Below are 21,434 nucleotides of genomic sequence, written 5' to 3'. Positions count from 1 at the left end.
TGGCAGGAGACATGATCCATTTTACCCGAGACATACCCGATGAAGTCGACGCGGCGAGCCCGGCATCAATTCTCGACGCCCCGGCCATCAATTGTCTAAGATCGGACCTTTAACGTTTCAGCGTATTTCGATAAGGATCCGGATGTCTGTTCATCACACGCCATCGCCTACCCCCTCAAAAAGCACGGTTGCCAAAATGGAAGCCGCCATGGCGTTGGGGAGTTTCGCCATTGGCACCGGCGAATTCGCCATCATGGGGTTGATGCCGGATATCGCCCACAACCTGCACTTGAGCGAGCCCCAGGTCGGCCACGCGATCAGCGCCTACGCCCTGGGCGTGATGGTCGGTGCGCCGACCCTGGCGATTCTTGGCGCCAAGCTGCTGCGCAAGCACATGCTGCTCCTGCTGATGGCGCTCTATGCCCTTGGCAACCTGGCCACGGCGTTTGCCCCCTCGTTCGGCGGCCTGGTCGTGTTCCGCTTCATCAGTGGCCTGCCCCATGGCGCCTACTTCGGCATCGCCGCCGTGGTGGCCTCAAGCATGGTGGCGAGCAACCAGCGGGCGGGTGCCGTGGCACGGGTGATGATGGGCCTGACCTTGGCAATGCTGCTGGGCAACCCGGTTGCCACCTTCCTCGGGCAATTATTCGGCTGGCGTTCGGCGTTCGTTCTGGTGGGCGCAATCGCGTTGTGCACCATCGGGTTGGTCTGGCGCTTCGTGCCGCAACCGCACGACGAAGTGCGAAGCGATCCGCGCAAGGAACTCCAGGCCTTTCGCCTGCCGCAGGTGTGGATGGCGCTGGCCATCGCATCGATCGGTTTCGCCGGGATGTTCTGCGTGTTCAGCTACCTGGCACCGACCATGCTCGAGGTGACCCAGGTTTCACCGCAATGGATTCCCTTTGGTCTGGCGGCCTTCGGGGTCGGCGGCATCATCGGCAACATCGCCGGCGGCAAGCTGTTCGACCGCCTGCAGTTCCGCGCAGTCGGACTGATACTGGTGTGGTCCATCCTCGTGCTGCTGTTTTTCACATTCGCCGCCCACTCGCTGTGGTCGATCCTGCTCGGCGTCAGCCTGGTTGGCAGCATGGTCGCGCTGGCCGCGCCGCTGCAGATCCGCCTGATGGACATTGCCCATGAGGCACCAAGCCTGGCTGCCGCGTCGAACCACGCGGCGTTCAACCTGGCCAACGCACTGGGCCCGTGGTTGGGCGGCATGGCGATCACCGCCGGCCTTGGCTGGACCAGTACCGGCTACATCGGCGCGGCCACGGCGCTGGTCGGCCTGGGTCTCTACCTGGTAGCACGGCGGATGAAAGGCGGGCACTGACCGACCCGCCCCCGTCGATCCTCGGCGTTAAAAATCGAACCCATGCCCCAGCTCTTTTTCCATCCACTGCAGGAAACGGCGGACCCGGGAAAAGTTCGAGTGGGCTTTCGGGAACACCAGATGATGGGCCGCCACCGGCGCACTCAACGACTCGGGTGAGACTTTCACCAACTCGCCGGAGTCGAGGTATTTCTGCGCAAGCAAAGCGCTTTCCAGCGCAAAGCCCAGGCCGTGGCTGGCGGCCTCCAGGGTCATATAGGAACGGTCGAAACTCAAGGCGTAGGGCTTTTCCGGGCGTGCCAGGCCGTGCTGGGCAAACCACGCCGGCCATCTGAGCAGCGTGGCCTCCGAGAGGATCAACTCGCGATCCAACAGATCCATGGCATGACTGACAGGATATCGCGCCAGCAGCTTGGGTGCCGCCAGCACTTCAAAGGTCTCATTGCGCACGGTGCGCACTTCGTAACTCGGCCAGTTGGGGTCACCATGGCGAATGTCCACGTCAATCTTGTCACGGCTGAAATGCAATGACTCGTAGGAGCACGACAGACTGATCTGGATGTCCGGGTGCTCATCGCGGAAAGCCTCCAGCCGCGGCATCAACCAGAGCAACCCGAAACTTGGCGCGGAATGCAGGCGCAGACAGTCCAGGCTGACATCGCTACCGGCCCGTTCGGTCGCCACGGCCAGGCTGTGCAAGAGGCCGGAGACTTCCTTCAGATACTGTTCGCCGACCGGTGTCAGAGTGACGCCCCGCGCGCCCCGCACGAACAGTTGGCGACCAATCATTGCCTCCAGCTTGGCCAATTGATGGCTGACCGCAGACGGGGTGATATCCAGGACCTCTGCCGCGCGGGCGACGTTGCCGAAACGGGCGGCTTGCTCGAAGGCCTGAATAGCCCTCAGGGGTGGCAAGGCCGGCGCTGTATCGTCGAAAGAACGCATACCAGTCAGTCCGGGTGGTGAGTGATGTTTTTCATTCAATCACTAACCCGAATAGCTGGCGAGTACTGAATTTTTTTCAGCACTCAATGATTTTTACGTTATTGCTCACGTTTGTGCCGAGGACCAAGCTGCGCCCATCGATCTCCAGCATCGAATCCATAAAAACAATCAGAGGTTTTCCTCATGCTGCTGCAAGACAAAGTCATCATAATCACCGGCGCCGCCTCTGCCCGCGGTATCGGACGGGCCACCGCCGGCATCTTCGCCGCTCAAGGCGCCCGCGTCGTCATCCTCGACCTGGACGAAACCGCAGCCCGTAACGCCGCGGCGGAACTCGGCGAAGGCCATCTCGGACTGGCCGCCAACGTCGCTGACGAAGTGCAGGTCAACATCGCCGTGCAACGCGCCATCGAGCACTATGGCCGCATCGACGGCCTGGTCAACAACGCCGGCATCACCCAGCCCCTGAAGATCATGGACATCAGGCACAGTGACTACGACAAGGTTCTGGATGTCAGCCTGCGCGGTACCCTGCTGATGTCTCAGGCGGTCATTCCGCTGATGCGCGAACAGGGTTTCGGCAGTATCGTCTGCATGTCGTCGGTATCGGCGCAACGTGGCGGCGGCATCTTCGGCGGGCCTCACTACAGTGCCGCGAAAGCCGGCGTGCTGGGCCTGGCAAAAGCCATGGCACGGGAACTGGGGCCACACAACGTGCGGGTCAACTCGATCGCCCCGGGACTGATTCACACCGACATCACGGGCGGCCTGATGCAGGACGAGCGTCGCCACGCCATCATTGACGGCATCCCGCTGGGTCGTCTGGGCGAAGCCCGGGACGTGGCCAATGCCGCCCTGTTCCTGGTGAGCGACCTGTCGTCCTACCTGACCGGTATCACCCTGGATGTGAACGGCGGCATGCTCATTCACTGATGCGCCTTACGCCAGCCCACCGGCTGGCGTTGTTCTGAATCGAGAGCAGCCCTGAGCTGCTCATAACAATAAGAGATCAGACAATCATGACTACCCTCTCTCTGGAAGCGAGCGTATCCGCCCGCTCGACTGCTTATCGCAAGACCGCATGGCGACTCATGCCGTTTCTCATGCTCTGCTATCTGTGCGCCTACCTGGACCGGGTCAATGTCGGCTTCGCCAAGTTGCAGATGATGAACGACCTGGCCCTCAGCGAAACGGTCTATGGCCTCGGTGCCGGCATCTTCTTTCTTGGCTATTTTCTGTGCGAGGTGCCCAGCAACCTGATCATGCACCGCGTCGGCGCCCGACGCTGGATCGCCCGGATCATGATCACCTGGGGCATCATCTCGGCCCTGTTCGCCTTCGTCGAAACCGCCTGGCAGTTCTATGCCCTGCGCTTTCTTCTCGGCATCGCCGAAGCGGGCCTGGCACCGGGCCTGCTGCTGTACCTGACCTACTGGTTCCCCTCCTACCGCCGGGCCAGGATGACCGTCCTGTGGTTTGTCGCCATCCCCTTGTCAGGCATGATCGGCGGCCCGCTCTCGGGCTGGATCATGAACCACTTCGCCGGCGTGCATGGCTGGTCGGGATGGCAATGGATGTTCGTCATCGAAGCGGTTCCGACCGTGATCGTCGGCCTGCTGGTACTGACCTACCTGAAGGATGGCGTACACCAGGCGACCTGGCTCAGCGATGACGAAAAGGCCCTGATCAACAAGGAACTGGCCGAAGACAACAGCCGCAAGGTCACCCACACCTCGGCGCGGGAATTCCTCCGTGACCGCCGCCTCTGGCTGCTGGCGGGCATCTACTTCTGCGTGGTCATGGGCCAGTACGCCATTACCTTCTGGCTGCCGACGCTGGTGCGCAATGCCGGAGTCTCCGACCCACTGCACATCGGTCTGCTGACCAGCCTGCCCTACCTCTGTGCCATCGTCGCGATGCTGCTGATGGGGCGTAGCGGCGACAAGCATCAGGAACGTCGTTGGCACCTGGTATGCCCCATGATCGCCGGCGCCATCGGGCTGACCCTGGCGGCACTGATGGGCGGCAACCTGCTGCTCTCGGTACTCAGCCTGTGCCTGGCTGCGGCAGGCGTGCTCTCGGCCTCCTCGCTGTTCTGGATGTTGCCCACCACGCTGTTGGGAGGAGTCTCGGCTGCGGCCGGTATCGCCGGCATCAACAGCTTCGCCAACCTCGCGGGCTTCTGTTCGCCCTACCTGATCGGCTGGATCACCACCCTGACCGGATCCAGCGCCATCGGCATGTACCTGATCACCGCGGTGCTGCTGTTCGGCGCCACGCTGGTCCTGCGTATCCCGGCCGCCCAGGTCAACCGTTAAGTACCCGGAGTCATCACCATGAGTGTCCATTCATCCTCCACGGCGCTTTCGCTCGCAGAACGCGCCTACAACATTCGTCGACATGCCCTGCGCATGGGACAGGTTCAGGGCCAGGGCTATGTCGGTCAGGCCCTGGGCGCTGCCGATCTGCTCGCCGTGGCCTACTTTCATGCGCTGCGGTATCAGCCGAACGACCCTGAGTGGGAGCAGCGCGACCGTTTCTATCTGTCGATCGGCCATTACGCCATCGCCCTCTACGCGGCCCTCATCGAGGCCGAAGTGATTCCGCTGGACGAACTGGAAACCTACGGTGCGGACGATAGCCGCCTGCCGATGTCGGGCATGGCAGCCTACACACCAGGCATGGAAATCACCGGCGGTTCCCTCGGCCACGGCCTGGGCATCGCGGTCGGCGCCTGCCTCGGGCTCAAGCGCAAGCAGTCGCCATCCTTCGTCTACAACCTGCTGTCCGATGGTGAACTGAACGAAGGCTCGACCTGGGAAGCGGCCATGTCGGCCTCGCACTGGAAGCTCGACAACCTGATCGCGATCATCGACGTCAACAACCAGCAGGCCGACGGCCACTCCAGCGAAGTGCTGGCCTTCGAACCCATCGTCGATCGCTGGCAGGCCTTTGGCTGGTTCACCCAGCGTGTCGACGGCAATGATATCCAGGCACTGGTTGCCGCCTTCGACGCAGCCCGCCATCACCAGGGTCCGCAACCCCGGGTGATCATCTGCGACACGCGCATGGGCAAAGGGGTGGACTTCCTCGAATCCCGGGAAAAAACCCATTTCATCCGCGTCGACGAGAACGAATGGGATCTGGCACTGCAAAACCTTCAGGTCGGGAGAACCGCATGAGCACCGCAAACACCCCACAAACCGGCAAGAAGCGTCTGACGACTTCGGCCATGATTGCCTCGATTGCCGCCGAAGGCCAAGCCACCCGCTCCGCGCCCTTTGGTCACGCCCTGGCGGCGCTGGCCGATCAGCGTTCGGACATTGTCGGCCTGTCAGCGGACCTCTCCAAGTACACCGACCTGCACATTTTTGCCAAGGCCCACCCGGAGCGTTTCTATCAGATGGGCATGGCCGAGCAACTGCTGATGAGCGCCGCCGCGGGTATGGCTCGTGAAGGCTGCGTACCGTTCGCGACCACTTATGCGGTGTTCGCTTCACGCCGGGCCTATGACTTCATCTGCATGGCGATTGCCGAAGAGAACCTCAACGTCAAGATCGTCTGCGGGCTGCCAGGGCTGACCACCGGCTACGGGCCAAGCCACCAGGCGACGGACGACCTGGCGATTTTCCGCGCCATGCCGAACCTGATGATCGTCGACCCCTGCGACGCGCTGGAAATCGAACAGGCCGTACCGGCCATCGCCGCCCACCAGGGCCCGGTCTACATGCGTTTACTGCGGGGCAACGTGCCGCTGGTGCTCGACGAATACGGCTACCAGTTCGAGATCGGCAAGGCCAAGACCCTGCGCACCGGCAACGATGTGCTGATCATCTCCACCGGCCTCATGACCATGCGCTCGTTGGAAGCGGCGCAAAAACTGCAGGCCGACGGTGTCGATGTGGCCGTGTTGCATGTGCCGACCATCAAGCCCCTGGACGAGCAGACCATTCTTGCCGAGGCACGCAAGCCGGGACGGCTGGTGGTGACGGCGGAAAACCACTCGATCATCGGCGGACTGGGTGAGGCGGTCGCCGGCTTGCTGCTGCGCAACGGCGTCACCCCGACGTTCCGGCAGATTGCCTTGCCGGATGCCTTCCTCGATGCAGGGGCACTGCCGACGCTGCACGATCGTTACGGCATTTCCACCGACGCGGTCAGCGCGCGGATCAAGGCTTGGCTGTAGTGATGCGGGCCTGATGAAAGCCGCCCAGTCCGGGCGGCCGGAGCGTTCACTGAATTCGTGCCTGACCCGCAATACCGTGCGTTGGGCACGACGCTTTGGTAGATTCGCGCTACGGGCGGCAGCGAGCCGCCGATCAATCCTGTACGCGGAACCGGCATGGCAAAAAAATCTGGCGAGTCTTCTTCCCTCCAACAATCCGGTGCTGCGCCAAGACCTCTCAACCCGACCCTCATCGATGTGGCCAAGGTCGCCGGTGTCTCGCCAATCACCGTCTCGCGGGCCCTGCACCGTCCCGAGGTGGTGAGCAAGGCCGCACGCGAGAAGGTGCTGGCGGCCGTGCGCGAGGTCGGCTACGTGTCGAACATGCTGGCCGGGAGCCTGGCGAGCAACCGCAGCCGGCTGGTGGCGATTCTGCTGCCGACCATCGCCAACTCGATCTTCGCCGACACCGTCCAGGCACTGATGGACCGCCTGACCAACGCGGGCTACCAGACTCTGCTGGGCTTGACCGGCTATTCGTCCGAGCAGGAAGAAAAGCTCATCGAAGCGCTGCTCGGCCGCCGCCCCGATGGCATCGTCCTGACCGGCACCCTGCACACCGAAGCCAGTCGCCAGCGCCTGGTGCAATCCGGCATCCCGGTGGTCGAATCGTGGGACCTCAGCGACAACCCGCTGGACATGTTGGTGGGCTTTTCCCATGAGGCCGTGGGTGAGGCAATCGCCCGTCATCTGCTAGGCAAGGGTTATCAGCGCTTTGCCGTGGTCGGTATCGGCGACCCGCGTGGCGTGCGCCGCTGCAACAGCCTGCTCGCGGAGCTGGCAAGACACGGCCACCAGAACATCCCGACCCGGTTACTGACGCCACCCGCCACCCTGGAAGTCGGCCGCAGCGGCCTCTGCCAGTTGCTCGATCAGGGACACCAGCCGGATGTGGTGGTCTGCAGTTCCGACACCATCGCCCAGGGCGTGCTGGCCGAAGCCTCCAGTCGCGGCTTGCGCGTACCCACCGACCTCGCGGTCATGGGCTTCGGCGACCTGAGCAGTGCGGCCCAGGTCCACCCTCCATTGTCGACGGTGCGGGTGGATGGCACACGTATCGGCGAACAGATCGCCAAGGCCCTGCTCGATCGTTTCAGCTACCCGGCCAGCAGTGCCGGTCCCGTGCGAATCGACACCGGTTTCAGCCTCATCGATCGCCAGAGCACCTGAGAATTTTCCCGACGGCGACGAATGCAGGCTTGAATGATTGCGCAATCATTGTAAGATCGAACACACAGCCATCCGTCCTCGATAGGCGGATGGCTGTTTTTTCGAGCTGAAATGATTGCGCAATCATATGCCGATCCCCCTTCAGTACCGAACATCACAACAAGGAAAATAACAGTGATCACTCCAACCTCAGAGGTGGCCAGGACCAACGTCCGCTACCTGATCCTGGCGATGATTTTCATCGTCACCGTGTTCAACTATGTCGACCGCGCCACCCTGTCGATCGCCGCCCCGGTCCTGCGTACCGACCTGGGGTTTGATGCCGTGACCATGGGTATCGCCTTCTCCGCGTTCGGTTGGGCCTACACTGCCATGCAGTTGCCCGGTGGCGTGATTCTCGATCGCTTCGGCTCACGCCTGATACTGGGCCTGAGCCTGATCATCTGGTCGACCTTCACCTTCCTGCAGGGCTTCGTCGATCTGTTCAGCTCGGCGTTCCTGGCGCTGTTCGTGCTGCGTTTTCTGATGGGCGTGGCCGAATCCCCAGCGTTTCCAGCCAACAACCGCCTGACCGTGATGTGGTTCCCCCGCCACGAGCGCGGCCTGGCGACAGCGATCTTCCAGTCGGCGCAGTACTTCGCACTGGCGGCATTCACCCCGCTGATGGTGCTGCTGTTGAACAGCTTCGGCTGGCAGCACGTATTCTTCTGGACCGGTGGCGCCGGCATCCTGATCGGCCTGTTGTGGTTCAGGTTCGTGCATGAGCCGCGCCATGACAAACGCGTCAACCAGGCCGAACTGGACTACATCACAGCCGGGGGCGGCCTGCCCGACATGGGCGAGATCAAGACCCCGTTCAGTTGGGCCAATCTGCGCGGCATCGCCGGCAACCGCATGATGATCGGCATCTACCTGGGCCAATTCTGCCTGACCTCGATCACCTGGTTTTTCCTCACCTGGTTCCCCACTTACCTGATCGAGGCCAAGGGCATGACCCTGCTCAAGGTTGGCCTGGTGGCGGCCATTCCGCCGGTTGCCGGCTGCCTGGGCGGCATGATCGGCGGCATATGGTCGGACTGGATGCTGAAGAAGGGCTTCAGCCTCACCGCAGCCCGCAAGACCCCGATCATCTGCGGCCTGCTGGCCTCGAGCAGCATCGTGGTGGCCAACTACACACAGTCGACCGCCCTGGTGATCCTGGTCATGTCCATCGCCTTTTTTGCCAAGGGTGTGGGCAACCTCGGCTGGTGCATCGTCGGCGATGTGTCGCCCAAGCGCGCCATGGGCATCAGCGGCGCGATGTTCAACTTCTGCGGCAACATCGCCAGCATCGTCACACCGATCGCCATCGGCTTTCTGGTCAAGCAGGCTTCGTTTGACGCGGCACTGATCTATGTCGGCGCCATGGGGCTGCTCGGTGCCTTTGCCTATCTGGTCATCGTCGGGCCGCTCAAGCGCCTGGAAGTCGATGGCCTGCAAGACCCGCCCTTCTCCCCGGAACCTGCGCCGTCGACGACCTCGCATTCGGCTCGCTGAGCCCTACGCCCTCCCATCAAAAGGAACGCCCCATGCAGACCCCAGCACAACAATATCCCAGCGCCGACAACGACCGTATCGCCTACGTCAAGGTGTCCTCGGTGTTCCTGCCGCTGGCCAACCCGATCAGTGACGCCAAGGTGCTCACGGGCCGGCAAAAGCCGATGACCGAGATTGCCATCCTGTTCGCCGAGATCGAAACCGAGGGTGGCCACACGGGTCTTGGCTTCAGCTACTCCAAGCGTGCCGGCGGCCCGGGCCAGTTCGCCCACGCCAAGGAAATTGCCCCGGCCCTGCTCGGTGAAAACCCCAGCGACATCGCCAAACTCTGGACCAAACTCTGCTGGGCCGGGGCCTCGGTGGGCCGCAGCGGCCTCTCGACCCAGGCAATCGGTGCCTTCGACGTCGCCCTGTGGGACCTCAAGGCCAAACGCGCCAACCTGTCCCTGGCACGCCTGCTCGGTGCCCAGCGTGACTCGGTGCGTTGCTACAACACCTCCGGCGGCTTCCTGCACACGCCGCTCGAACAATTGCTGAAGAACACCGACCTGTCGCGAGAGAAAGGCATTGGCGGCATCAAGCTCAAGGTCGGCCAGCCTGACTGTGCACTCGACCTGCACCGGGTCAGCAGCGTGCGCAAGCACTTGGGCGAGAACTTCCCGCTGATGGTCGACGCCAACCAGCAATGGGACCGCCCCACCGCCCAGCGCATGTGCCGGCGCTTCGAGGAGTTCAATCTGGTGTGGATCGAAGAGCCACTGGACTGCTACGACGCCGAGGGCCACGCGGCCCTGGCCCAGCAATTCGACACGCCGATCGCCACCGGCGAGATGCTCACCAGCGTGGCCGAGCACGCCGAGTTCATCAAACTGCGCGGTGCCGACTACCTGATGCCGGATGCACCACGGGTGGGGGGCATCACCCCTTACCTGAAGGTCGCGGCCATGGCCGAGCAGGCCGGGGTCATGCTCGCACCGCACTTCGCCATGGAGTTGCATGTACACCTGGCAGCCACCTACCCGACCGAGCCGTGGGTCGAGCATTTCGAGTGGCTGGAGCCGCTGTTCAACGAACGCCTGGAAACCCGTGACGGTCGCATGCTGGTGCCAACGCGGCCAGGCCTGGGGCTGTCGCTGAGCGAACAGGTCCACGGCTGGACTGCGCAGGTAGCAGAATTTGGCAAGCATCCTTAGGTGTTCAGTCCCGGCATTCTGAGGGTTGCATCACCATAAACATCAGTGCGCTGCAAACCAGGGCGGTGCTTTATATCCAGGTAAAGCATCGCCCAAGGGAGGCAACGCCTGTAGGCCAGGCAACGGCTGCAGCGTCCTTCATTGCTGAAGGGCCATACGCCGACAGCGTGGATAGGGTGCCAGCCGGTTGCTGAACATCATGGATCACTGCGTCAAGGAGTGTCTCTGAGCGCGGTGACCGACTCACAACCGAGAGGATCCGCGACCGAATGTGATCACGATCGCGAAGATCATCATCACGCCAGCCAGCAGGAAGGTCAGGCACATCCCGGCGGCGATCGCCGAAGCATCGGCGTGGGCGAACGCTTGCGTACCGACACCGAACGCGAAGACAGCGCCCATTACGGACGCCCCTGTGATCAAGCCGAGATTACGCGACAGGCTGAGCAGTCCCGACACCGTACCGCGCCGGTCCTTGGGCACGTCCGCCAGCGTGGCGGTGTTATTGGCCGCCTGGAAGAGCTGGTAACCCGGCGTCAGGACGATAATGGACAGCACATAGCCGGCAAGGCCGATCATGTTCGGCGCAAACGCGAGCAGGCAAGCGCCCGCAGCCAACAGGGCAAGCCCCATGGCGAGGACACGGCCACTGCCCCACGCATCGACGAGACGCCCCGAGGGCACACCGCTGAAGATGGAGATGACAGGGCCGATCGCCATGACGAGTCCCACTTGCGCCGCCTTCAGGCCGAGACCGAAGCCCAGATAGAAAGGGCCAACCACCAGCGTCGTCATCATGACCGCCGCAACCAGAAAGTTGACGACAAGGTTAGGCGCCAGACGCCAGCCCAACACCGACCACACGCTTGCCGAAGCGGTGACGCCCTTGCCGGGGTCGCCCGGCAGCGTCACGAAAGCCAGGACAAAGGCGATGCAGGCCATCGGGAACTGGATCCAGAAGATGCCACGCCATCCTGTCAGTTCAATCAGCAGCCCACCCAGCGAGGGACCGAGCGCTGTTCCAAGGGCCGAGACGGTACCCAGCAGGCCCATGGCGCGCCCCATACGCGCGTCACTGGCCGTCTGGCGCATCAACGCCATGGCCAGCGTCATCAGGAAGGCGGCGCCGATCCCCTGGAGTGCCCTCGCACCGATCAGCAGCCACAGGTTGGGCGCGACACTGCACAGTCCCGAGGCAATACCGAAGACAGCCAGTCCGGCCATGAGCATCGGCTTCAGCCCATGACGGTCCCCCAGCCGCCCGGCGATGACGACCGAGATCGTCAGGGTCGCGAGATAGGCAACGACCACCGATTGCGCCTGGGCAAAGGGCGCCGAGAATGCCTCGGCCAGCGTCGGCAGGGCGATGTTGGCAATGCTGGTACCCAGCGACGTCAGCAGCATCGACAGGGCCAGAGTGAAGGTGATGCCCGTTTGTGTGCTCACCGATAGGAGCGGTTGCGCCTGCTTCATCGCCTTGCCCTCTTTGCAAAACTTGAGATTGAACGTAGTGTGCAACTTCAAGTCAGCTTGAGGTCAAGCATGAAACTTCTGGATATTGGAGAGGTGTCGGCGAAGAGTGGCGTCAAGCCCTCGGCACTGCGCTACTACGAGGAAACGGGGCTCATTGCATCAATGACACGGCATGGGCTGCGCAGGCAGTTTGCACCCGAGGTGCTTTTGCAGCTCAAGCTGATCTCCATGGGCAAAGCAGCAGGTTTCTCGCTCGAAGAGATTGCCGGCATGTTCGGCAAGGATCGCCAGCCGGACCTGCCACGCCCGTTGCTGCATCAGAAGGCTGACGAGATTGACCGCCAGATCCACGAACTGACGGCGCTGCGCGATACGCTTCGTCATGTTGCCGACTGCCCGGCTCCATCGCACCTGGAATGCCCCACCTTCCGGCGCCTGGTAGAGATGACAGGCAAACGCGATATCAAGCGGGCGAAGAAGCCATCAACCGCCGTCAGGACAGCCAGGCAACCCTAGGGGTCTGCGCCCGACGAGCCAAACGACCTGCCCAGCGGCACACGAAAACTCACTGACCCCGTTCCAGTTTTCCGGCTGTAGCCGGGCCGTATTTTTCAGACGATCCAGATTTCTCCACGTCGGATCTTCAGCATGAAACGCGCCTATCGTCGAAGTGCCAGGCCCTGGCTGCCTGCACTATTGGCCCTGCCCTACTCCACCCTGAGCCTGGCCCTGAACACCGCCGCCATCGTTCCCACGGTGTCCTCTCCCGACTGCCTGGAGTACCAGGTCGTGGGCGTGTGCTACTGGCTGCGTTGCACCAACTTCGGGTGCAACGTCAAAACCTCCGCCAAGGTGCGCCACTACGTACCGGATGCGGTGGTCTCCAGCTACTCCACGACGGGCATGAACCCCTGGACGGAAGTCCAAGCCCTGAGTGCGCCGATCTCCGGCGCCCAAGGCGGTGGCAGCGGCACCCTCAACAGCCCCCACGAAAACAGTCTCTCGGTGTTCAAGAACGTCGATGTGATCGGCCATCCCGGTATTGCGGCGTTCAATGCATTTGCCAGCGGTTCGGGCTACACCTGCGAGGGCGCGGGCACACCCTATGTGCCCCATTTTCTCAGTACCCTGGACCCGCTCGGCTGGCGCCATGGCCTGCCGGAAAGCCTGTTCCCCCAGGCACTGATCCCGGGCCTGCGCGAAGTCGGCAGCCGGTTGTCGATGAATTTGTGGGGCAACGTCTACCCGCGCAGTGGTTTCCTGCACCAGCCTGACGACTACAAGGCCTCGGCGGTGATGGCCCAGCGAGCGGGCGACATCGTGACCCGCTCCGGGCAGGTGCATGTCTACCGCCCACTGCTGGCGGCCGCCAAGCCCGGTTACTGGCCGGCCGGCGAGTTACGCGAGTCTGACCCGCTGACCGGCAAGTGGCAGTCACTGACGCCGACGGCCAGTGCATCCTGCGCGACCTTTCCAGAACCGGGCCCTCACCAGCAGGCAACGGATGGCGCCTACGCCTGGTCGCTGTGGCGCCCCTATAGCTGCTGCAAACAGGAAGGACAGACTTTCCTGGGCAGCACCGGCGGTCAATAACGCTGTCCCTCTCGCAATGGAGCCTTTCCCATGACTCGGATGTCATCACTTTCTCGTCTCTCCTTCTGCCCCTGGCTGATCCTGATCACGGCCCTGGTCACGGCCTTGCTCAGTGCTGCGCTGCAGGCAGCGCCGACAGATTTCGGCAGCTCGGGCAATGCCATTGGTGACGACGTGCTGTATCACATCGGCGGCGGCAGCGCCGTGAACATGGGCGGGGCCGGCGACATGCAGAGCATCGGTGTCGGCGTCGGTTGGAACAGCAACCTGATGTGCGGAAAAATGGATTTGAACACCACCCTGCACAACCAGCTCAACGGCCTCACCGATGGCTTTCAGAACATCATGGGGGATGTCATCCAGAGTGCGACCGGGGCCGTCGCCTCGCTGCCGGCACTGATCATCCAGCGGGCCGATCCGGGTCTCTACAACCTGCTCACCAACGGCATTCTGCAGGCCCGGTTGGACTTTGATCGTTCCAAGGCCAGTTGCCAGGCGATGGCCGAACGCATGACCCACATCGCCGGCAACCAAAACAGTTGGAACACGCTTGCCGAGGGCCAGGCCCTCAAGGAAGCCATGGCCCAGAACCAGGATGCCGTCGCCGTCACCGCCCAGGCCGAGGCGGACAATGGCAACACCGGTGTTCCCTGGGTGGGCGGGGAAAAATCCGGCGGCAAGCAGCAGGCACCGATCAAGGTGGTCAAGGATGTGACCAAGGCCGGCTACAACCTGCTCAATGGGCGTAACGCCACGGATAACAGCAGTATCGACCCCAAGGGTTGCAACAGCGGCCTGCTGTGCAAGACCTGGAAGTCACCGGATGAGGCGGCTGGATTTGCCAACCGGGTGCTGGGAGAAGACGAGCAGCAAACCTGCGAGGGCTGCACCAAGAGCACCGCCACCGCAGGCGTAGGCCTGACGCCGCTGATTCAGGAAGAGTACGACGTCAAGCTGGGGGCGCTGAAGGAGCTGATCAATGGCGGCAAGACCACCACGCTGGAGAACCTGGACGCCGCGGGCAGCAACTCGATGCCCGTTACCCGGGGTGTCATCACCGCCCTGCGTGATGAGCCCGACCAGGAGCTTCTGGCCCAGCGCCTGGCCTCGGAAATTGCCGTCACCAGCATTCTGGAGAAAGCCCTGTTGCTGCAGCGTGCCCTGCTCGCCGGCAAGAAGGAGCCCAATGTGTCCGCCAACGACCTCGCGACCCAAACCATCGACGTCGAGCGCGAGGCCCTGCAGCAGGAAATCGCCAACCTGCTCACCGATCTGGAAATGCGCCGCTCGCTGACCAGCAACTCGCCCTCGGCGATCATTGCGCGTCACCAGCAGCGCAAGGACAACTCGCGCACGATCTTCGAGGGGGACACCGATGTCAATCGGCTGGAGTCCATTGAGAAGGCGGTCAAGGGCAGTGGTGGCCGGCCGCCACCCCCCTGAACTGCGGGCCGGTTCCGGCTGGCAGACGCCGGTGGATCAAGGTCGACAGGGTCAATCATGAATGGCCGTGTCCGAGCCGACACCTTCATTGATTGTGCCTGTCTGCGGACTGCTTCCTAGCTCAAATCATGCAGATCTCGACCCAAAGGACGTGTTAAAGACCACTCGGAAAACTTCACCTTCAAACCTTCTCGCTCCGGCGTGCAACACATTGGGCCCACCTGGTAACTTTTTGCCTGTGGAAACGGTGCAAGCCTGAGCAGTGGCCAGCTCAGTCCATCTGTCGAATACTGCAGGCGCAGCACACCTTCAGATACAGTGACACGGAGCCAAAAGTCGGCGGGGTCTCCAACAAAGAGAGCAGGCGACCAGTCCGACTTGCCTTGGGTCAGGACGCTGCTGATCATGGGATTCCCATCGTTAAATTCTATACCCGCTTTCACCCATGTCTTTTCATCGAGTCTGACCATCATTCCCGCTTGATCGTAAAGCTCACGAAAATCGGCGTTGACCCTGACTTGTGCAGTAAAGTCCCCATCGGTTTCAAATGCCAGCAAGTGTCCGCTATCCCGTATGAAGCCATAGTGGGTTTCACGCCAGAAATCAGTCTGAAGATGGGTCATCACCTCGAGCGAATCGTCTGAATAGGCGAGATAATGCCCAGGTTCATTTAGCCAGTTGGCCTTTCCCCAAACTGACTCTTCAAAACGCTGACCGAGCGCTGCACTGGTCTTTTTATTCTCCACAATGTCCTCCACGATCTGATTCCCGCTATTGACTGATTAGGGGTACCGCTTACCCGTTTCCCAGGACCGCAAGCCCGCAAACGCTGCCAGGCAGCGCCGCGCGTCTGTGTCATTTGGCGATCAAATCCAAGGTCCACAGGCCATCCTTACAGACCCGCGTGACATCCACCTCGTTCACGTTAAAAACGCTCAGGGTCCCTCTCCTTTTCTTCCCATTGAGGTCGCAGCCATAACACCGAGTCTCGCATGTTCATGAGTCGCCAGTAACGAGGTGCACAGGCTGAGTATCGCGCAGCAGGCAGGCCCACCCGTGGGTCTGCTGGACGGACAGCGCCTGATCAGGGATTGACCCATCAAAACCCGCTCGCCCCATTCCTGTTTTCCGCATGCCCTCTGGGGCGGCCTACGGCACGCTCGGTGAACTTTCTTCGAGCGGATCTCCCATATGCCCCTAGCCATGAGACACCTTCGCCTTATCGCGCTCTCAGCGAGCTTTGCCACAGACCTGGTGCAGGCCGAACCGACGGCCCAGGAGCGCCTGCACCTGGCCGGATTGCTGCGCCAGCTCGACGCGGTGATGAAGCAGGTACAGGCCAGTGCCGCCCTGCCCACTGACGAGCATGCTCGCTTCACCTTCGACTACACCCGCCTCTCGGCCGAACTGGAACTGGTCCGCCAGGGCATCGAGGATCACCTCACCCCGTCACGAGCCCAGCCCCGGTCGTTACCGGAGCTGACCGGTCACTACACCCATGCAGCCGAATCCTCGCCATGAACATGAGTGCACCGCAGGTCAAGGCCTTTGAGGCCATGGCCGGTTTTACCCCGGCAGCCAGCACCGCCTTGCTCTCCGGCCTGGTACTGAGCGTGGCATTGATCTTTGCCGCCTGGACGATCCTCAGCGGCTACCGGGGCTGGGCCGCAGGCCACCTGTCCCAGGGCAAACTCTTCAGCATGATCGTCAAGGTGGCGGTGATCTACATCCTGCTCACCGCCCTGGTACTGCGCTGACGCTTTCGTTTCACACAACGCCATGGAGGCAATCCTCATGAACATCCAACATGCACTCAAAAGATTCAACCGCCCACTCGCGCGCCTGGTATTGATCGCTAGCACGCTGTGGTCAGGGCTGGTCTGTGCGGCGCTACCCGGTATGGAGGTCCCCAGTCGCGGGGAAGGCAAGAACCTCATCGAGACGCTGCAAAACTACGGCTATGACATCGTCTCACTGCTCGCGCTGGCGATCTCTGCGGCGGCTTTTTGTGGCGTGGCCTATCACGCCTACAGCTCCTACTCCGAGGTGCAAACGGGCAAGAAAACCTGGGGGCAGTTCGGACTGACCTGCGGTGTCGGCGCCCTGTTGCTGGTGATCGTCATCTGGCTGCTGACCAAGGGCATTGGGGTGCTGTGATGCGCTCATGTCCGGTGCTGGAAGTCTGAAGTCATGGAGCCCTGCTGCAGCGCGCTCTGCTCGCAGACAAGAAAGAGGTCAAGGGCAATGGTGGTCGGCTGCCAAGCCTCTGAGCGAGGCCTCGGAGCCACTAGCGTTCGACACACCCCAGGTTTTACTACAAGGATCAGTCATGAAAAAACGTTTCGCTTTCTGTGCCCTGGCTTCAGCCCTGGCTGGCTGCAATGCCGAATACACCCTCGATGAAATATCCGCTAAAGCCGGCACTGTCGGTTCTCCCCATGCGCTGTATATCGAGACCCAGTCCGGTAAGCCACTCAATGGCACAGTAACGCACAAGATCCGTAATCGAGTGCTGCAATCGTTCAAGGTGGAAAATGGCCGTGCGGTGGGAGCATGGAAACAGTTCGGTCCGGACGGCGGACTGCTGGTCGAAGGCCAGTTGAAAGCCGGTGTGTTCGTCGGGACGAGGAAGACCTGGTGCCCAGGCAAGCTTGCCAACCAACTACACGAAGTGTTGACGGAGGAAGCCGGACGCAGCTCCGTGCAAAGCTACGATTGCGCCACCGGCCTACAGGTCGGCGACAGCACGTTCATTGCGGGCAGTGACGTGCGCATAGGCGCGCAGCGCAAATGGAAGGTGATCGACGGTGAGCATAAGCTGACCCTGCTGGAGACTTTCGCCAACGACGGTTCCGGCAAGCTCGAGGGCCTGGTGGAGCACTACAACTACAAAGGCAACCTCAAGGACCGGGCCACGTACAAGAACGGCGTGCTCAACGGCGTGCTGGAGACCTGGGTGACCGCTGACGGCACAACGGTGCCGGGAACGAAAGTCACCTACAGCGAAGGCAAGAAGAACGGCCCTTCCGAAACCTACTTCATCAGCGGCTGGCCCGCCGGCACAGTGGCCGAAAAAGGCCACTACCAGGATGACCGGCAGGTAGGCGTGTGGATCCGCTACCAATTCGGTGAAGCCTCGGTGCGTGATTACGACAACCCGCCGAACAGAACGCCAATGGCCGAACGCGTGCAGAGCGCAGCAGTCGGCAATCATCTTACCCCGGACGGGAGCATGGCCTTCAAGGACCTGGAAGGTTTCGCCTATCTGCTGAAAAGCTCCGGCATCGATATCAATCAGAGGCTGACCACCCAGGATCGCCCACTGATCACCTCGGCGGCAGAAAGCACCTACGACTACCTGGTGTCGGAAGGTGCCGATCCAATGGGGCGGGATGCCGAGGGCAATACACGGCTGATGAGCTGTCTGGGAGCCCTGCACTTTCTCAACTGCAGTCTCGGGCACATGATCATGCTGACGGGCAAGGAAGACCTGAAGGCACAGAACGCCTACGGTGACACAGCGCTGTCACTGTTCTGTCGACGGACTGACAAGCTGCCGGGGCGCCGCAGCGATGGCGAGCAGGTACAGGCGCTGTTTCAGGCGCTGCTCAACGGCAGTGACGTAAACGCGAGGGCTTACGGGGGTGAGACGGCGTTGCATGCCTGCATGGCCGGGCGCGACCTCAGCTTCGCCCAGGCACTCGCTGCCGCTGGCGCCAACCTCGATGCCGTAGACATCAACGGCACCACTGCGCTGGCGGCAGCCTTTCTCAAGAATTATCTCGGTGAAGCGAATGGCAACCGTATCCGCTGGTCCGAAGAGCGAATCCGCTTGGTTGCCAGTTACCAGGGCAAGGCCAACTTCACTTTCGATACGCCGGTGCCCGCGTTTGGTAAATCGCTTCGCCAGCTCGTGCTGGAAAATGGCGATACTGCTTCGGCGATGTTGATTGACTCCCTGGCAGGTACGTCCCGACTCTAGTGTATCGAGATGAGCCACAGGACTCGCCAGTATCCGGTCTTTCCTGGGGCTCGTTCAGTGAATGGTTTCTTGGTCGATACAGCGGCGAATGACTAGAGTTTCAGGTTATGGGTAGATAGCCTTCAGATCCAGGTTGCCCAGGCTTGATGCCAGTTGAATACGCGCGTTCTGCCAGCCGGCCACCGCGCTGATCTGCTGCTGTTGCGCGTTGGCCAGGGCCGTCTGGGTGGTGATCACTTCAAGGATGCCGGTCACGCCTTTGGCATAGCGCGCCTGCGCCGCGTCAAAGGACTGCCTGGCGCTCTCCAGAACCTGATGGCTGGTGCGCACGTTCTCGGTACCGACTTTCAGGGTCTGGTAGTCCGACCAGACGCTGGAGGCCACTTGCAGTTCGGCATCGCTCAGGGCCGCCTCTTTGCTCTCGATCTGGGCCTGCGCACCGCGGACCTGGTAGGTACGGGTGAAACCCTCGAAGAGTGGAATGTTCACCTGAAGGGCCACCGAGCGGTCCCGCACCGTCTCCCCGGTGAACTGCTGACCGGCACCGGAGCTTTGAGGCTGGTTGTCGTAGCTGTATTTGCCGACGAAGCTGATCGTCGGTCGCCCCTGTGCACGGACCACTTCTTCATTGGCCTGGGCTGCCACCAACTCGGCACGGGCAGCAATAAGTGAGGGGTGTCGTTGCTGGGCCGTCTTGAGCAGATCCTCGACGGATTGCTCAAAAGCCATATCCGGTGGGGCTATACCCTCCTCCCCGAGTAAATGCAGGGGCACATTGGGCCGCCTTCCCATATCGATCGCCACCTGCCCCAGCGCGCTCTTCCAGTCGCCTTCGGCCTTGTTGCGATTGAAGGTGGCCTGATAGTAGGACGTCTGTGCCTGCAACTGATCGCTGACCGCCGCCACGCCATGGCGAACGCGCAATGTGGCAGCATCCAGCACCTGCTTGGCATCCGCTTCAATCTGCTGGGTCGCCTGCCGATCCTTCTGCGCCACCAGCGCGGCATAGTAGTCCTTCACCGTGCTGGCAAAGACCGTCTGCAGAGCGCTGTCCTGCTCGGCCAGCGCGGAGGCGAGCTTGCTCTGGGCATAGTCGACGCCCGCCGAACGAGCACCGAAGTCGTACAGCACCCAGTTCAAGGTCATGGCGGCGTTCTGGAAATGGCTGTTGGACTGGACCTCGAAAGGATTGGACGAGGTGCCATGGCTGGTCGTGCTGTCCTTGGCTTCCTGCAGCGTGCCGCTAATGGTCGGCAGGTAGGCGGCCTTGGATACACCGACCTGCGCGGTTTGTACCTTGACGTTCGCCCAGGCTTCCCGAGTTTTGGGATTGCGACATAGAGCACTGGAGACGATATCCAGCAAGCTCAGCTCGGCCTTTGAATTGTCCGTGCAGCCATCCACTGCCGGTGATGAGTCGAACATGTGGTTGGCGGCAGTGGCCGGCACATCATCGAACTGGCGCAACGGATCGGCCGGCCCAAAGCCGCCGGCCACAGCCGATAGTGGCCCCATTCCAATCACCAGCGTGATGCACGCTCCCCACTTGAACGACAGCGCCTTGCGAATTTTCAGCATGCTTTGCGCACTCACCCTAGCCCTTCACTTCGTACTCAAATGATCGTCACGCCATGCGTGTTGAGTTCGGCATGGTTCCAGAAGCTGGTCGCGGCATACCGAGCAAAGAGATCCGGCGGAATGCACAGCGGGCGAGCCTGGTACTCGACGGTTTTGCGCACGGCGTGCAGGCCGGGCATCCCCAGTTGAGCGTCGTATTCAGGTTCGTCGTACACCACGTTTTGCAGGTCGTGCTCGAACCACGGCTGGCCCAGCTCGGCGTAGAGCCGCTCAAGGGTGCGCCTTGGCTCTTTGACCAGGTGATCATAGGGGACCAGGATCAGGCGCTTGGCCTGCTCGCTGAACCAGGCTTCGCGCAGATTGCTCCAGGCCAGGCCGATCAAGCCGGTGTCCGAGTTCATCAGGGTTTCGGCCCGGGCATAGACGGACGTGCCCGGCTGGAAGTTGAACATGCGTGACAGTTGCAGGGGGTTCTTGGCGAGCATGCGCTCGATGCTGTCGATGATCCAGCCGACCTCACGGACACAGCAGATGATGCGTGACTGGGGGTACAGGGCTCCCCACAGCGCCGCCCGCCCCGTCCACGTACGGTTGGTATCGAAGAGCACCCGGTCTTCGGGCATCCCGCAAATCTGGTCGGTGTAGTACGACTCGATGACAGCGCGCAGGATCGTCGCACGCTTGCGGTCATCGAAAAAGCCACCGAACTCACCGCCACACATCTTGGCGTGTGTAGCGCCCACCAAAGCGGCAACCGGGCTGGTGATCGCCGCTGAAAACCGTGGATTCTGGCGCAGCAAGGCCGACAACAATGTCGACCCCGAGCGCGGTAAACCCGATATCGCATGAAACTGAGTAGCCAAGGGGGCTCCCTAAGCGTTTGCGGCTTCAGAACTGCAAGCCGAAATCGCCGTGCGCTGACAGGCGATACCCCTGGCGGCTGATCGCCGTCAGAGGTATCTATCG

The 21,434-nt window shown here is 61.9% G+C and carries 20 protein-coding genes; 15 read left to right on the top strand and 5 right to left on the bottom strand.

The features are described from left to right. Window positions 1-196: 196 nt before the first annotated feature. Window positions 197-1,330, top strand: a complete 1,134-nt coding sequence (locus BLU37_RS19300) for an MFS transporter (RefSeq protein WP_090207708.1) — start codon at window positions 197-199, stop codon at window positions 1,328-1,330. 27 nt (window positions 1,331-1,357) lie between these two features. Here the strand turns inward: BLU37_RS19300 and BLU37_RS19295 are convergent, their stop codons facing one another. Next, window positions 1,358-2,275: a LysR substrate-binding domain-containing protein gene (locus BLU37_RS19295; RefSeq protein ID WP_090207705.1), complete on the bottom strand. Its 918-nt coding sequence runs from the start codon at window positions 2,273-2,275 to the stop codon at window positions 1,358-1,360. A 183-nt stretch (window positions 2,276-2,458) separates the two neighbouring features. Here BLU37_RS19295 and BLU37_RS19290 point away from each other — a divergent pair, with 183 nt between their 5' ends. The 7 genes from BLU37_RS19290 to BLU37_RS19260 all read left to right on the top strand — a co-directional run bounded on the left by BLU37_RS19290 (window position 2,459) and on the right by BLU37_RS19260 (window position 10,399). Further along, window positions 2,459-3,208 carry an SDR family NAD(P)-dependent oxidoreductase gene (locus BLU37_RS19290; protein ID WP_090207701.1) on the top strand — a complete coding sequence of 250 codons (750 nt, stop codon included), beginning with the start codon at window positions 2,459-2,461 and terminating at the stop codon, window positions 3,206-3,208. Between the two features lie 86 nt (window positions 3,209-3,294). Next, the gene (locus tag BLU37_RS19285) at window positions 3,295-4,593 is read left to right on the top strand and encodes an MFS transporter (RefSeq protein WP_197678398.1); all 1,299 of its coding nucleotides are present in this window, start codon (window positions 3,295-3,297) and stop codon (window positions 4,591-4,593) included. Between the two features lie 18 nt (window positions 4,594-4,611). Beyond that, window positions 4,612-5,457 carry a transketolase gene (locus BLU37_RS19280; protein ID WP_090207694.1) on the top strand — a complete coding sequence of 282 codons (846 nt, stop codon included), beginning with the start codon at window positions 4,612-4,614 and terminating at the stop codon, window positions 5,455-5,457. Further along, window positions 5,454-6,461 carry a transketolase family protein gene (locus tag BLU37_RS19275; protein ID WP_090207691.1) on the top strand — a complete coding sequence of 336 codons (1,008 nt, stop codon included), beginning with the start codon at window positions 5,454-5,456 and terminating at the stop codon, window positions 6,459-6,461. Before BLU37_RS19280 ends, BLU37_RS19275 begins: the two co-directional genes overlap by 4 nt. A gap of 156 nt (window positions 6,462-6,617) precedes the next feature. Next, window positions 6,618-7,670 (top strand): LacI family DNA-binding transcriptional regulator, encoded by a 1,053-nt coding sequence (locus BLU37_RS19270; RefSeq protein ID WP_090207687.1) that lies wholly within the window; start codon window positions 6,618-6,620, stop codon window positions 7,668-7,670. A 231-nt stretch (window positions 7,671-7,901) separates the two neighbouring features. Continuing rightward, complete coding sequence (locus BLU37_RS19265) at window positions 7,902-9,206, top strand: MFS transporter (protein WP_090210966.1); 1,305 nt, start codon at window positions 7,902-7,904, stop codon at window positions 9,204-9,206. A 32-nt stretch (window positions 9,207-9,238) separates the two neighbouring features. Next, window positions 9,239-10,399, top strand: coding sequence for an L-talarate/galactarate dehydratase (locus BLU37_RS19260; protein WP_090207685.1), 1,161 nt, complete (start codon window positions 9,239-9,241; stop codon window positions 10,397-10,399). Between the two features lie 243 nt (window positions 10,400-10,642). Here the strand turns inward: BLU37_RS19260 and BLU37_RS19255 are convergent, their stop codons facing one another. After that, the gene (locus BLU37_RS19255) at window positions 10,643-11,872 is read right to left on the bottom strand and encodes an MFS transporter (RefSeq protein WP_090207682.1); all 1,230 of its coding nucleotides are present in this window, start codon (window positions 11,870-11,872) and stop codon (window positions 10,643-10,645) included. Window positions 11,873-11,941: 69 nt separating this feature from the next. Between BLU37_RS19255 and BLU37_RS19250 the strand changes: the two genes are divergently transcribed. From BLU37_RS19250 to BLU37_RS19240, 3 genes are all read left to right on the top strand, one after another. Continuing rightward, on the top strand, window positions 11,942-12,388 hold the full coding sequence (locus tag BLU37_RS19250) for a helix-turn-helix domain-containing protein (protein WP_090207678.1): 447 nt from the start codon (window positions 11,942-11,944) through the stop codon (window positions 12,386-12,388). 132 nt (window positions 12,389-12,520) lie between these two features. After that, entirely contained in the window at window positions 12,521-13,465 is a 945-nt protein-coding gene (locus BLU37_RS19245; RefSeq protein ID WP_090207672.1) for a TIGR03756 family integrating conjugative element protein, read from the top strand. A 30-nt stretch (window positions 13,466-13,495) separates the two neighbouring features. After that, the gene (locus BLU37_RS19240) at window positions 13,496-14,908 is read left to right on the top strand and encodes an integrating conjugative element protein (protein WP_090207670.1); all 1,413 of its coding nucleotides are present in this window, start codon (window positions 13,496-13,498) and stop codon (window positions 14,906-14,908) included. Between the two features lie 116 nt (window positions 14,909-15,024). Here the strand turns inward: BLU37_RS19240 and BLU37_RS19235 are convergent, their stop codons facing one another. Next, window positions 15,025-15,654, bottom strand: coding sequence for a DUF1349 domain-containing protein (locus BLU37_RS19235; RefSeq protein WP_197678411.1), 630 nt, complete (start codon window positions 15,652-15,654; stop codon window positions 15,025-15,027). A 457-nt stretch (window positions 15,655-16,111) separates the two neighbouring features. Between BLU37_RS19235 and BLU37_RS19230 the strand changes: the two genes are divergently transcribed. The 4 genes from BLU37_RS19230 (at window position 16,112) to BLU37_RS19215 (ending at window position 18,890) form a co-directional block, all read left to right on the top strand. Then, the gene (locus BLU37_RS19230) at window positions 16,112-16,429 is read left to right on the top strand and encodes an integrative conjugative element protein, RAQPRD family (protein WP_232000350.1); all 318 of its coding nucleotides are present in this window, start codon (window positions 16,112-16,114) and stop codon (window positions 16,427-16,429) included. Then, window positions 16,426-16,665: a TIGR03758 family integrating conjugative element protein gene (locus BLU37_RS19225; protein WP_029533286.1), complete on the top strand. Its 240-nt coding sequence runs from the start codon at window positions 16,426-16,428 to the stop codon at window positions 16,663-16,665. The genes BLU37_RS19230 and BLU37_RS19225 overlap by 4 nt, the downstream gene beginning before the upstream one ends. A 37-nt stretch (window positions 16,666-16,702) precedes the next feature. Further along, window positions 16,703-17,065, top strand: a complete 363-nt coding sequence (locus BLU37_RS19220; RefSeq protein ID WP_019362186.1) for a TIGR03745 family integrating conjugative element membrane protein — start codon at window positions 16,703-16,705, stop codon at window positions 17,063-17,065. A 172-nt stretch (window positions 17,066-17,237) separates the two neighbouring features. Continuing rightward, window positions 17,238-18,890 (top strand): hypothetical protein, encoded by a 1,653-nt coding sequence (locus BLU37_RS19215; RefSeq protein WP_090207662.1) that lies wholly within the window; start codon window positions 17,238-17,240, stop codon window positions 18,888-18,890. Between the two features lie 105 nt (window positions 18,891-18,995). Here BLU37_RS19215 and BLU37_RS19210 read toward each other — a convergent pair whose 3' ends face one another. Together BLU37_RS19210 and BLU37_RS19205 are read right to left on the bottom strand one after the other, a co-directional pair. Then, the gene (locus tag BLU37_RS19210; protein ID WP_090207659.1) at window positions 18,996-20,468 is read right to left on the bottom strand and encodes a TolC family protein; all 1,473 of its coding nucleotides are present in this window, start codon (window positions 20,466-20,468) and stop codon (window positions 18,996-18,998) included. Window positions 20,469-20,503: 35 nt separating this feature from the next. Beyond that, window positions 20,504-21,331 carry a sulfotransferase family protein gene (locus BLU37_RS19205; protein ID WP_090207655.1) on the bottom strand — a complete coding sequence of 276 codons (828 nt, stop codon included), beginning with the start codon at window positions 21,329-21,331 and terminating at the stop codon, window positions 20,504-20,506. Between the last annotated feature and the right edge of the window lie 103 nt (window positions 21,332-21,434).

It is taken from the genome of Pseudomonas asplenii (assembly GCF_900105475.1).
GTDB classification, from domain to species: domain Bacteria; phylum Pseudomonadota; class Gammaproteobacteria; order Pseudomonadales; family Pseudomonadaceae; genus Aquipseudomonas; species Aquipseudomonas asplenii.
The sequence above is the reverse complement of the archived record's forward strand: the minus strand, read 5'-3'. Positions and strand labels throughout refer to the sequence as shown.